Below are 13,392 nucleotides of genomic sequence, written 5' to 3'. Positions count from 1 at the left end.
GTCCTTAAATCAGGAGGTGTCTTATGGAAGTAAACCAACAAGAAAAAAGCAAAGTTAAAAATTGGCCGATAGTTTTACTGCTTGTGCTTATGTATATAGTAGTTGCAATGAGTGATAATTTTAAAGGGATTTTTGTACCATTTTTTAAGGGTGAGTTTAAAGTAGATAATACGGAAATAGGATATGTGTTGACTGCAAGTTTATTTGCATATGCAGTGTTTCAATACATAGGAGGAATCCTTATTGAAAAATATGGTTACAAGAAAATAATTGCATCTGGATTTATTATAGCTATAGTAGCGTTATTAACCTTAATTAATTGTCCAAGTTTTCCAGTGTTGATTATAGGCATGTTTTTACTAAATACAGGTATGGCAATGTTTAATATTGGTGTAAATACGTTGGGACCAGTACTTACGGTTGCATCTACTGCAGTATTAATGAATTTTATTAATTTTTCGTATGGTGCAGGAAATACGGCAATTCAAAAGATATCAGGCAATCTTTTAGCAAGTGGTATTCCATGGAGAAAATTTTATATTTTTATGATAATTGCTGTAATTTTATTATTTATATATTTACTGGTTATAAAAATACCATATAAACCAAAAGCAGCAATAGTAAATTGGAGTAAGAAAGATTTATTTTCAAATAAAATGCTTTATTTGTATATTGGCATATGTGGACTTTATCTAGCAGCGGAATATGGAATTGGAAATTGGTTTGTAAATTATATGAATGAATCTTTTGGATTTACTGCAGACAAAAGTGCATTTTATGTAGCTCTATTCTTTGGATGTGAAACTATTGGACGTTTATTTGGTGGATTTATTGTAGATAAATTAGGACATTTCAGAAGTATTCTTATCTATGGTGTAATTGCAACTTTGATGTCTTTTGCAGGAATTATAATGGGTGAGAAGGGTTTATTAATTTTTGGCTTAGCAGGCTTTGCATATTCAATTATTTTTCCAACAATTATTACAACAATTGGAAGAGTATTTAAAGAAGCTACATCTTATGCAACTGGTTTGATACTGATGTGTGGAACTTTGATTGCTATGTTGGCAAGTATGGGTATTGGATTGCTTAATGATATAATTGGTGCTCAGCAAGCATTTTATGTTATTGCTATAGTTGTTGCATTAACTACAGCATGTGCTCAAATAATCAATAAAAGAATTTCAAAAGAAAACGATTAAAGGAGGAGTATAGTATGATTACAAAAAGACTTGAAAAAATAAAAGACAGAATTTTCACGAAAGAATTTAAAAATCCTGGAGTATGGCACTTTAAAGATACAAGTATTTTGACAGAAGATAATATAGATGAACCTATTGTTGTACGAAAGGGTATGGCAACACGATATATGGGTGAACATTTGCCTGCATATATAAAAGATGACGAGTTGATTGTAGGTAATCCCAACATGAACAGTGTAGGATTTGGTACCGTACTTCCAATTTATGCAACAGATGATGAATTAAAAAAATCTAAAGATTACAAAATGAATCAGAATTCCGTATGGGGACATCATCCACCACATTGGGAAAAAGTTCTCAAAATTGGATTTATGGGGATTATGGATGAAATAAAGACAGCTATTGAGAAATTGTATGAAGATGATATTCAAGACAAGGTAGCTATTGATGAATACAGAGCCATGTTGATTGCCATAGAAGGAGTTATAAGCTTTGCAAAACGTCATGCAGAAGCTGCACTGAAAGCCAGTGAATTGGAAAAAAATCCAATGCGCAAGAAGGAATTATTTGAAATATACAAGGTATGCAGTCGTGTGCCATATCATCCATCAGAAACACTGCATGAAGCAGCTCAGGCATACTGGTTTACTTATTGCCTGGTAAATAGCGGCGGCGAATATGTTCCTCTTGGACGTGTGGATCAACATCTATATCCATATTATAAAAAAGATATGGAAAAAGGTATTATTACAGATGAATTTGCAACAGATATCCTAGGATCTTTCCTTGCCAAATGCAATGAGAGAATTTGTACAGATACTAAAAAATGGGAAAATCATTATGATTTCGGCTTGTTTTCTCAGGGGATGAAACCTGAATATACAACAGGTGAAGAAGAAACCGGCGGCCATGAATCTGGCGGTTATGACATAAGAGCACTAAGTTGGCAGGAGAATCAGGATTATGATAGTGAAGCAAACTTCAACTTTGGACAATCTGGTAATGATTGGCTAATGAATATGATTATTGGTGGTTTGCGTCCAGATGGCGAAGATGGAACCAATGAAGTTACTTACAAATTATTAAGGGTGCGTTTTGAAATGGGACTTTTAATGCCAACTCTTTCTGCACGTGTATCCAGTAAGACACCAGATAAATTCTGGAGAGAGCTTGCAGAATGTTTAAAACACAGCGAAGGTGAGCCAGCAATTTATAACGATGATGCAATTATACCTGGTTTTGAAGAAATTGGCATTCCAACAGAAGAGGCAAGAGACTATTCAAATGATGGATGTTGGGAATGTTTGATACCTGGTAAAAGTCATTTTAGCTATGCACATATTATGAATTTAAGATGTCTTGAATGGGTGTTTACAAGAGGTGTTACACTTCAGTCTGGAGATGTAGAAGGCATAGATACAGGTGATTTATCTAAATATACTGATTTTGACAGCTTCTATAAGGCATATTGCAAGCAGGTTGATGCACAGATTGATTTCCAGATTGAACGTCGTTTGGATAATTTGGGATTATCAAAAATGATTGCTCCAGATCCATTAATATCTTCTATTATGGATGGTTGTGTGGAAAAAGGACGTGACCTTACAGATGCCAATGCTGTAAAGTACACATTTCATCTATTGCTTATTACAGGACTTTCAAATGTAGTGGATTCGTTGTGTGCAATAAAGAAGTTTGTATTTGAAGATAAAGTGGCTACACTTGAGGATTTTAAAAATGCTATTGCAAATGATTGGAAAGGTTATGAAAAACTTCGTCTTATGGTACTAAACAGGGCTCCTAAATATGGAAATGATGATGATTATGCAGATGAAATTTTATCAAAGGTTTTGAAAGATTTTGAATCTAAAATTGAATCTTGGAGAACTAAACAGGATAAATTGTTCATTCCATGTGGCATTGGTACATTTGAAAATTATGCTGCACTTGGTAGAACTTTAAGTGCTAGCCCGGATGGAAGACTGAATAAAGAAGCACTGGCTCCAAATTATGCACCAACTCCAGGTGTTGATGTAAATGGTCCTACAGCAGTTATAAAAAGTGCAACCAAACCTGATCTATTGAAATATTATTGCGGGTGTCCATTGGATATTTCCCTTAATAAGAATGAATTCTTAGGAAAGGTTGGAGTAAATAGGATGCAGAGTATTCTTAAGACTTTTTGTAATCTTGGAGGTCAAATAGCTACTTTTACAACTTGCAGTGTAGAAGAAATGAAAGATGCAAAAGTTAATCCTGAAAAACACAAGAATTTAAAAATAAGAATGGGTGGACTATCTGCATACTTTATAGCATTATCTCCAGTTCAGCAGGATAATATAATTCAAAGATTTTCCAAAGGAGCACTTGTAAAATAGGGAGTGATATTATGTCACAAGTTGCTTATATATCCAATATACAGAAATTCTGTGTTCACGATGGACCAGGTATTAGGACTGTAGTATTTTTTATGGGATGTCCTCTTAGATGCAAATGGTGCCAGAATCCTGAAAATTTTTCTGGAAAGCAAGTTTTGATGACAGATTCGAGCAAATGTATCAATTGTGGAGCCTGTTATGAAATATGTAAGTATACATTTAATAAAGAAGATTCCGATGGAAATACAAGAATAAATGTAGATAGAGTAAATTGCAATGGCTGTGGAAAATGTGCTGACGTATGCCTAACTGGCGCAAGAACTTTATGTGGTAAGAAAATGACTGTAGAAGAAGTTTATTCAGAAGTAATAAAGGATGAGTCTTTTTTCAAGGAAAGTGGCGGAGGAATTACTTTAAGTGGAGGAGAAGTAACTCTTTACCATGATTTCGCAGGAGCACTACTGGAAAAGTTTAAACAAAAAGGCATAAGCACGGCAGTTGAAACTTGTGGATATTGCAGCAGAGAAGCTATAAAAAAAATTGCCCTAAATACAGATGTGTTTTTATATGACATCAAACTTATAACTAGTAGTAAACATAAAAAATGGACTGGAGTAGACAATAAAATAATACTTGAAAATCTTGACTATCTATTAAGTTTAAATAAAAATGTCATAGTACGTATTCCATTAATACCAAATGTAAATAATGGTGATGAATTTTTAAGAATTATAGAATTTCTAAAACGATATCACAATATAAATAAGATTCATATATTACCATTTCACCAAATAGGATCCAGCAAATACAAGTTGATTGAGGAGTACTATGATATGGAAGATTTTGATGAATGTCAATGGGAAACGGCAGAATTATGTAAAAGGATGATGGAGGATCAAGGATTTAAAGCTAATATTGGGGGGTGGGATTGTTAGCTATTTTTATAATTGGCATATAACTAAATTTTTATATGGGGGAATTTGAAATGAAAATATCTATAGGCAGTGATCATGCGGGATTACCACTAAAACGAGAAATAGTAAATTATCTAAACGACAAGGGATATGAAACAAATGATATTGGGACTTTTACAGAAGAATCCTGTGATTATCCTGACTATGCACTTAAAGTAGCCGAAAATGTAAAAAATAAAAATTGCGATTTTGGTATTCTTATTTGTGGTACTGGTATAGGAATTTCCATAGCTGCAAATAAGGTTCCAGGAATAAGGGCTGCGCTTTGTAGTGATACTTTCAGTGCACATGCTTGCAGAGAACATAATAATGCTAATATATTGGCACTGGGACAAAGGGTAGTTGGCACAGGTGTTGCTCTGGATATTGTTGATACTTTTTTAAAGTCTAAATTCCAGGGTGGAAGACATGAGAAAAGATTGGCTAAAGTGGCTGAAATAGAAGCTAAATATTATAAATAAAATTAAAAGAAATGAAGTGCCTTTTGGCATTTCATTTCTTAATATATTAAAATTTATATCAAGTAGGTGAAACAAGTGAAAATTGGTATTTTAACAAGTGGTGGAGATGCACCTGGAATGAATGCTGCTATAAGGGCGGTAGTAAAATCTGCAAATTATAATAATATTGAGGTTTTGGGAATAAAACACGGTTATAAAGGATTGATAGATGAAGATTTAATAAAATTGGATAGTTCAATTGTAGACAATATTTCAGAAAAAGGTGGTACTATACTAAAAACAGCAAGATGCTTAGAATTTATGAAAGAAGAAGGTAGAAAAAAAGGACTGGAAACTTTGAATAAATTTGGTATAGATAGTGTAGTTGTAGTTGGAGGAGATGGATCATTTCAGGGAGCAGAGAAGCTAAGTAAATTGGGTATGAAAGTTATAGGACTGCCGGGAACCATAGACAACGATTTAGCCTATACAGACTATTGTATAGGATTTGATACAACATTAAATACGGTATTAGAGTGTATAGGCAAGATAAAAGATACAGATGCTTCTCATGAAAAGACAACTATTGTAGAAGTGATGGGAAGGTATTGTGGTGATTTAGCATTATATTCTGCTTTAGCAGGAGGTGGGGATATAATATCCACTTCTGAAAGAAAGTTGGATTTTGATGCTATATGTGATAAATTAAGTGAAAATATAAGTAAAGGAAAAAATGATAATTTAATAATAATAACAGAAAGAATATATAATATACAGGATCTTCAAAAATATATTGAGAAAAAGCTAAATATAAGCATAAGAAATACAGTTCTGGGATTCATACAAAGAGGAGGAAATCCATCTGCTTTTGATAGAATATTGGCAAGTAAGATGGGAGTTAAAGCTGTTGAGCTGCTAATTGGAAATTGCACGGAAAGAGCTGTTGGAATTAGAGATAATAAAATAATAGATGTAAGTTTTAATGATGTAAATGGCACAAATGTAAATAAAGATAGAGAATATGAGTTGCTTAACATGCTTTTATATTGAAAAATCGGAGAATATATACAGACATATCAGATTGTTCAAAAACCCGGGACTTTTTAAAGTTCCGGGTAAATTATTGACTTTAAATTTTTCATGATCTGTTCTATCTTTATTAATAGTTTAGTTCAACTGGTCAAATCTATCCTGGAAAGATACCTTTAGGGAAATTGCGTTATATATTCTAAATATATCTTAAAAAAGCTTTTTTGAACTAAAAAAAGCCATATTAGTTTAAAAAATATATTATGTTGTCGATGAAATATATTTATCAATAGCATGAGGCATATAATAAAATCTTATATATTTTGTATGTTTGGTCATACAAAAAGTATTATTATATAGATATAATAAAATTATAGAAAGATGATTACAAGTTGGATTTTAACGTGTAATCGTAAACACAAATACTTAAAATTACTAAAATTTCATACTTAGGACTTATATATTCAAAACTTATATGAATTTAAATTATAATTTATGGAGGTAATGTTTTATGGAAAAATTAGCTGTACATCAACCTATGGAAAACCCTTATGGAATATGTTCTGACTTTTGGAGAACTGTTAAACTTAACAATGAACTATTACTAGTTAAACCTGAAATGTGCGTTGAAAGAGCGAGAATAGTCACAGAATCCTACAAGCGAAGCGAAGGAGAACCTATGATTATAAGGCGTGCCAAATCTATTGCAGATGTACTTAGAAAGATGACTATATTTATTCAAAAAGATCAGATGATAGTAGGTAATCAGGCAAGTAAATTAAGAGCAGCACCTCTTTTCCCGGAAACAGAAGCACTGTATCTTGAAAAAGAAATTGATTTATTTGAAAAGAGAGAACAGGATAGACTAATCGTTCCCAAAAATGTAAGAAAAGAATTATTGGAAGATATAGTACCATACTGGAGAGGCAAAACAATACAGGATCTAGCTTTAAATGCTATGCCGGAGCATTTAAGAGAAATGGTAGGTTTGGAAAACCAAATTTTTTCTGTAGGTATTCATTTAACTGGGAGCATAGGTCATATTATAGCTGATTATGAAAAGGTTTTGAATAAGGGCTTCAAAGGATTAAAAGAGGAAGTTTTAGAAAAATTAAAAACATTGGATATTACGGAACCAGGTTATGGAGAAAAATATGATTTTTATCAAGCTGAATTGATTCTATGTGATGCTATGGTAGACTGGGCCCATAGATATTCAGAAAAAGCTAGTACATTGGCACAAAATGAGACTGATGAAAAATGGAAGAAACAATTAGAAACAATAGCAGATATTTGCAGTAGAGTTCCAGAAAACCCTCCAACCAATTTCAGAGAGGCAATTCAAGCATTTTGGTTTGGTCATTTAGTTTTATATATAGAACAAAATGGACTTGCTGTTTCAGTTGGAAGATTTGATCAGTACATGTATCCTTTCTATAAGAAGAGTATAGAGAATGGCGAAATTACTAAAGATGAAGCCCAGGAGTTACTAGAGTGTCTGTGGATTAAATTTACAGAAATTATGAGAGCCTACGATTACGAAGGTGCCAAATATTATGCTGGATTTTCCATATCTGAAAACATGGTACTGGGTGGGGTAGATTCAGATGGAAACGATGTTACTAATGAATTGTCTTATATGTGTTTGAAATCAGAAGCTGATACTAAATTGTCACAACCAAATTTATCTGTAAGGATACACGAAAATACTCCTGAAAAGTTTTTTATGGAAGCTGTAAGAGTTTCAAGTACAGGGAGAAGTAAACCACAATTCTTTAATGACAGGATAGCCATACCAATGTTGGTTTCTTTAGGAGTACCTATAGAAGAAGCCAGAAATTATAGTATATCTGGATGCGTTGAAGCAGTACCACCTCATTGTAATGGTATGACTAATGCGGCTATGAGCAATATAGCGAAAGCTTTGGAACTTGCTTTAAACGATGGTGTATGCAGATTGTCTGGAAAACAAATTGGCCCGAAAACTGGAGATCCAAGAGAGTTTGGTAGTATAGAAGATGTATTTGAAGCATTTAAAGAACAAGTATCAGCATATGTAGATGATATGGTTTCAGCTTTAAATATAATAGAAAGAACTCATGCTAAGTATCATCCTTTGCCATATTTTTCATTATTGATGGATGACTGTGTAAATACAGCTTTGGATATTACAGCTGGTGGCGCAAGATACAATTATACAGGACCTCAGGGAGTTGGTCTTGGAAATGTGGCTAATTCTATGGCAGCAATTAAAAAATTAGTATTTGAAGATAAAAAGTTTTCAATGAAAAATTTAATTGATGCATTGGATAATAATTTTGAAGGACAAGAACATTTTAGACAGATACTTTTAAATAAAGCTCCTAAATGGGGAAACGATGATGATTATGTTGATATTCTAGGAAAAAAAGTAGCAAAAATATACTGTGTTGAAGTTTCAAAACACAAAAATACAAGAGGGGGAGTATATAGACCAGGTATATACTCAGTATCAGCAAATGTACCTTTAGGTCTGCACGTAGCAGCATTGCCAGATGGAAGAAAGAGCAGAGAAGTTTTATCAGATGGTATTGCACCACAACATGGAACGGATTCAAAAGGACCTACAGCAGTTGCTAAATCAGCTTCTAAACTAGATCACTTAAAAATATATAACGGAACTATACTCAATCAAAAATTTACTCCAAAGTTGATGGAAACAGAAGTTGGCAAATCTGCTCTTAAAAATTTAATAAAATCTTATTTTGATATGGGCGGATGGCACATTCAATTTAATGTTGTTGATGCCAAAACTTTAAGAAAAGCTCAGGCAAGTCCAGAAAAATACAGGGGTATAATAGTAAGAGTAGCAGGTTACAGTGCCTTCTTTGTAGAGTTGGACAAGGCTGTTCAAGATGACATTATAGATAGAGCTGAATACGCAAATTTTTAGATTTATATTAGAGTCACAGCCTGTAGGCTGTAACTCTATTTTACAGAATGGGGGATGAGGTTGTGGAGAACACAGCATTAGTATTTAATATACAGGGATATTCCATTAATGATGGTCCGGGTATAAGAACAATAATATTTTTAAAGGGGTGTCCTCTAAGTTGCTTATGGTGTTCTAATCCAGAGTCTCAAAGTATCAACCAACAAGTAGTGACTACAGTTGGTAAATGTATTAATTGTAGTGCCTGTATTGAAAAGTGCAAATTTGGTGCCTGTATATTAAATGATGAAAAAGTCGAATTTGAAATTGATAAATGTACAAGTTGTGGTGAATGTCTGGAAATTTGTCCTACAAATGCCAAAGAAGTCATAGGTAAATGTATGACTATAGATGATGTGATTAGTGAAATAGAAAAGGATAAACAATTCTATATAAATTCTGGTGGAGGCGTTACATTTTCTGGAGGAGAGCCAACTTTGCAATATAATTTTTTGAAGGAAATTGTTCCTAAACTTAAAGAAAAAGGCATGCATGTAGCTATAGAAACCACGGGATATTGTGAATGGAAAAAATTTTGGACATCAGTTAAGGATATGGATCTAGTACTGTTTGATTTAAAGCAAATGGATAATGAAAAACATAAAAAATATACTGGAGTTAGCAATAATATTATACTTGAAAATGCAGCAAAAATATCAAAGTTAAAAGAAACCATATTTAGATTGCCTGTAATTCCAGGATATAACGACAATAGAGAAAACTTTGAGGCAATAGCAAATATGATTAAAAGGATACAGTTTAATGGGAAGGTTAATTTATTACCATATCATTCCTATGGAAAAAATAAGTATGATAAAGTAGGAAAAAAATATGCTTTATGTCAAGTACAAACTCCATCAAAAGAAAAAATGAAATCCATAGTAGATATTTTTAGAACAAATGGTGTAAATAATGTTTTTATTCAATAAAAAGAATATAAGTATTTGGAAGGGGTAGAATCTATGCAAAATTTAGATATGAATGCCAAGAAGAACAAATATAAAAATGCTTCCATTATAGCACTATTGGTAATGATGTATATTATAGTAGCTATGAGTGATAACTTTAAAGGTATATTCGTACCAAGTTTTAAAAGTCAATTTGGAGTAAATAATACACAAATAGGATATATGCTTACGGCTAGTTTATTTGCATATGCTGTTTTTCAATATTTGGGTGGAATACTTATTGAAAAAATGGGATCCTATAAAAAAGTTATAGTATTAGGATTTATAATTGAGATTTTTGCATTACTGGCATTAATATTTTGTAAAAATTATGCATTTTTAATAGTTGGTTTATTTGGATTAAATGCTGGTATGGCTATGTTTAATGTTAGTATTAATACTTTAGGACCTACATTACCTGTAGCATCTACAGCAGTATTGATGAACTTCTTGGTTTTTGCTTATGGAGTAGGCACCACTTCAGTGCAAAAAATTGTTGGAAACCTTTTATTTAAAGGAGTAAAATGGGAAAGTTTTTATTCGTTCATGTTTATAGTCAGTATAATTTTATTTGCATATTTATTAATAATAAAAGTACCCAAGAAAGAGATATCTGCAAAAAAAGTGGAAGAGCATAGTAAAGAGGACATAAACATGTCTAATTCTGGTGGTAATAAGATTCTGATATTATATATATTGGCCGCAGGATTTTACTTGTCATGTGAATATGGTACTGGTAACTGGTTTGTAAATTATATGAGTGAAGGGTATGCTTTGAATGCAGATAGAAGAGCATTGTATGTAGCCTTATTCTTTGGAATTATGACAGTGGGAAGATTCTTTGGCGGATTTATTGCAGACAAGTTTGGACATTTCAGGAGTATAATATCTTACGGCACTTTAGCTGCAGTTATAACTATACTTGGGATGCTATTAAAAGAAAATGGACTTGTACTTATAGCTATATCTGGTTTATTCTATTCTTTAATATTCCCAGTTACAATTACAACTATAAGTAAAGTATTCAAAAAGAAGGCATCATATATTACTGGATTGATATTGATGTGTGGTACCCTGATAGCTATGGGAATTAGTATGTTGATGGGAGTATTAAACGATTTCGTAGGCGTGTATTATTCATATTATACAATTGGTATATGCTTGATATTGTGTACTGTATTTATGTGCTTAATAAGAAAGAAGGTTACAATGGCAAAAATAAATTAGCTTAATAATAATTTGAAATTAAAATTCTAGTGGGCAGTGTTCTGTAAAATAAAAAATTGGTCAGTGAAAATTCACTGACCAATTTCATTACTTGGAAATCATAGGATTAAAACAAAGGAATAATTTATTGACAAAAATATTATTATAATATATGATAATATCACAAAACAAATTACATATATCTTATCGAGAGTGGTGGAGGGACTGGCCCTTTGAAACCCGACAACCAGCATTTTTTATTAAATGTAAGGTGTTAATTCCAGCAGAATGTTCTGAAAGATAAGGAGAATATCTTGTGCAATTAAAGTTGTTTTTCTTATGAAAGACAACTTTTTTATTATAGTTATTTATTAAACTTACAAGGGGGAAATATAGTGAACAAGGAAACTAGCTTTATAACAAAATGTGTACATGTAGGTAATGGCATTGATAAAGAAACGGGATCCATCAGACGTCCTATAACTATGGCAAACTGCTACAGACTTCCAGAAGATGCATCATCAATTAACTGGAGTGACCCAAATCAAATACTATATACTAGAAATACTTCTGCAAATCAATTGTATCTTCAACAGAGACTAGCTGCATTAGAAGGTGGGGAAGACTGTGTAGTTCTTGCGAGTGGAGTTGCTGCACTTGCAGGCGTATTTTTTACATTTTTAGGCAGTAATTCACATATAATTTGTTCCAATGTTTCATATATAGCAGTTTATAGATTGTTGAATCAATATTTACCTGATAAGTATGGTGTAGAGGCAACTCTTGTTGATACATCAGATGTAGAGCAAATAAAAAAAGCAATAAGACCTAATACAAAGCTAATTCATGTAGAAACTCCGGGTAATCCAACTACAAAAATAAGTGATATTGAAGAAATATCTAAAATAGCCAAATCCATTGGGGCGTTGTTTAGTGTTGATAGTACTTTTGCATCTCCATATTTACAACATCCTCTTGAACTTGGAGCAGATCTTGTAGTACATAGTTTGACAAAGTATATAAATGGACATGGTGATGCTATGGGTGGAGCTGTAATAGGAAAGAAAGATCTTATAGACAGGATAAAAAGTGAAGCAATGGTTAACTTAGGAGGCACAATAAGTCCCTTTAATGCATGGCTTATAATGAGAGGTGTTGTAACACTGCCTCTTCGTATGAAACAACATAGTGATACTGCACTTGAAGTTGCAAAGTACCTGGAGAAAAATCCTGCTGTGAAATTTGTTGCATATCCCGGTCTTGAAAGTCACCCACAGCACGATATTGCCAAGAAACAGATGAAGATGTATTCTGGCGTAATTGCTTTTGCATTAAAAGCTGATAGTGAAGTCCACAATAAATTTATAAATTTATTAGAACTTGTAGTACCTGCAGTATCACTTGGGCATGATGAAAGTCTTATTGTCTATACTGGTCCTGATGATGAAAGAATTGACTTTTATCCAGAAGAATTTAGAGATGGATATATAAGGTTCAGCATAGGTTTGGAAAGTGCAGAAGATATTATAGATGATTTAAAACAGGCATTGAAAAAATGTGGATTTTGAAATATAAAATAAGCATTCATAAATTTTGAATGCTTATTTTATATTTATAGCTAATATTGTTATAATTAAATAAAACTGATTCAAGGAGATGACAATAATGAAAAATAAAATGGTTCTAAAAGGAATAGGACAATATAGTCTTAGTATTTTAATAGCTGTTGTACTTGCATTTGTATTTCATACCTATGTTTTTGCGAGATCAGATGTAACAGGGCCGTCAATGCAGCCTACATTTCACAATAATGATATTATATTTCAAGAAAGGATAAGTACTGCAATAGGAAAAATAAATAGAGGTGAAATTGTTGTTTTTAACTCCAAAGATGAAAACAACAGTAATTATATAAAAAGAGTAATAGGTATTGAGGGAGATACCGTTGATATAAAGAATGGACGAGTATATTTAAATGGAAAATGTCTTGAGGAAAGTTATCTTCCCAAGGGTACTGTTACAGAGCCTAACTCTTATACAACTCAATATATCATACCTAAAGGATATATTTTTGTACTTGGAGACAATAGAGGTAATAGTACTGATAGTAGAATACTCGGTCCCATAAATATAAAAGATGTAAAGGGTCATGTGATTTTTAGAGTATATCCATTTAAGAATATGGAAATATTTTAAGAAGGGTTCAAAATATTGAACTCTTCGGGAATGGGTATAGATTTGTGTA

Annotated in this window: 10 protein-coding genes and 1 riboswitch; all 10 genes read left to right on the top strand. The window is 32.3% G+C overall.

Annotated elements, in window-relative coordinates:
- Positions 1 to 23 precede the first annotated feature (23 nt).
- The 10 genes from KM800_RS05850 (at position 24) to lepB (ending at position 13,343) form a co-directional block, all read left to right on the top strand.
- Positions 24 to 1,202: an MFS transporter gene (locus KM800_RS05850; RefSeq protein WP_217812245.1), complete on the top strand. Its 1,179-nt coding sequence runs from the start codon at positions 24 to 26 to the stop codon at positions 1,200 to 1,202.
- A 14-nt stretch (positions 1,203 to 1,216) separates the two neighbouring features.
- Positions 1,217 to 3,580: a pyruvate formate lyase family protein gene (locus tag KM800_RS05845; RefSeq protein ID WP_217812244.1), complete on the top strand. Its 2,364-nt coding sequence runs from the start codon at positions 1,217 to 1,219 to the stop codon at positions 3,578 to 3,580.
- An 11-nt stretch (positions 3,581 to 3,591) separates the two neighbouring features.
- A complete protein-coding gene (locus KM800_RS05840; RefSeq protein WP_217812243.1) occupies positions 3,592 to 4,515 on the top strand; it encodes a glycyl-radical enzyme activating protein in 924 nt (307 codons plus the stop codon).
- A gap of 50 nt (positions 4,516 to 4,565) precedes the next feature.
- The gene (gene rpiB, locus KM800_RS05835) at positions 4,566 to 5,015 is read left to right on the top strand and encodes a ribose 5-phosphate isomerase B (RefSeq protein WP_217812242.1); all 450 of its coding nucleotides are present in this window, start codon (positions 4,566 to 4,568) and stop codon (positions 5,013 to 5,015) included.
- Between the two features lie 75 nt (positions 5,016 to 5,090).
- On the top strand, positions 5,091 to 6,044 hold the full coding sequence (gene pfkA / locus KM800_RS05830) for a 6-phosphofructokinase (protein WP_217812241.1): 954 nt from the start codon (positions 5,091 to 5,093) through the stop codon (positions 6,042 to 6,044).
- A 490-nt stretch (positions 6,045 to 6,534) separates the two neighbouring features.
- Complete coding sequence (locus KM800_RS05825; protein WP_217812240.1) at positions 6,535 to 8,955, top strand: glycyl radical protein; 2,421 nt, start codon at positions 6,535 to 6,537, stop codon at positions 8,953 to 8,955.
- A 62-nt stretch (positions 8,956 to 9,017) separates the two neighbouring features.
- On the top strand, positions 9,018 to 9,923 hold the full coding sequence (locus KM800_RS05820; protein WP_217812239.1) for a glycyl-radical enzyme activating protein: 906 nt from the start codon (positions 9,018 to 9,020) through the stop codon (positions 9,921 to 9,923).
- A gap of 33 nt (positions 9,924 to 9,956) precedes the next feature.
- The gene (locus tag KM800_RS05815) at positions 9,957 to 11,168 is read left to right on the top strand and encodes an MFS transporter (protein ID WP_217812238.1); all 1,212 of its coding nucleotides are present in this window, start codon (positions 9,957 to 9,959) and stop codon (positions 11,166 to 11,168) included.
- A 180-nt stretch (positions 11,169 to 11,348) separates the two neighbouring features.
- Positions 11,349 to 11,454: riboswitch (SAM riboswitch) on the top strand.
- 88 nt (positions 11,455 to 11,542) lie between these two features.
- Entirely contained in the window at positions 11,543 to 12,715 is a 1,173-nt protein-coding gene (locus tag KM800_RS05810; protein WP_217812237.1) for a trans-sulfuration enzyme family protein, read from the top strand.
- A 97-nt stretch (positions 12,716 to 12,812) separates the two neighbouring features.
- Complete coding sequence (gene lepB, locus KM800_RS05805) at positions 12,813 to 13,343, top strand: signal peptidase I (RefSeq protein ID WP_217812236.1); 531 nt, start codon at positions 12,813 to 12,815, stop codon at positions 13,341 to 13,343.
- Positions 13,344 to 13,392: the final 49 nt, after the last annotated feature.

Origin of the sequence: Clostridium tyrobutyricum, assembly GCF_019144085.1 — a bacterium.
Classification (GTDB): Bacteria; Bacillota; Clostridia; order Clostridiales; family Clostridiaceae; genus Clostridium_B; species Clostridium_B tyrobutyricum_A.
This window is presented reverse-complemented; position numbering and strand designations above follow the sequence as displayed.

Coding starts and splice junctions, on each gene's coding strand:
- KM800_RS05850 (WP_217812245.1), top strand. CDS start 24: ATGGAAGTAAACCAACAAGAAAAAAGCAAAGTTAAAAATTGGCCGATA.
- KM800_RS05845 (WP_217812244.1), top strand. CDS start 1,217: ATGATTACAAAAAGACTTGAAAAAATAAAAGACAGAATTTTCACGAAA.
- KM800_RS05840 (WP_217812243.1), top strand. CDS start 3,592: ATGTCACAAGTTGCTTATATATCCAATATACAGAAATTCTGTGTTCAC.
- rpiB (WP_217812242.1), top strand. CDS start 4,566: ATGAAAATATCTATAGGCAGTGATCATGCGGGATTACCACTAAAACGA.
- KM800_RS05825 (WP_217812240.1), top strand. CDS start 6,535: ATGGAAAAATTAGCTGTACATCAACCTATGGAAAACCCTTATGGAATA.
- KM800_RS05815 (WP_217812238.1), top strand. CDS start 9,957: ATGCAAAATTTAGATATGAATGCCAAGAAGAACAAATATAAAAATGCT.
- lepB (WP_217812236.1), top strand. CDS start 12,813: ATGAAAAATAAAATGGTTCTAAAAGGAATAGGACAATATAGTCTTAGT.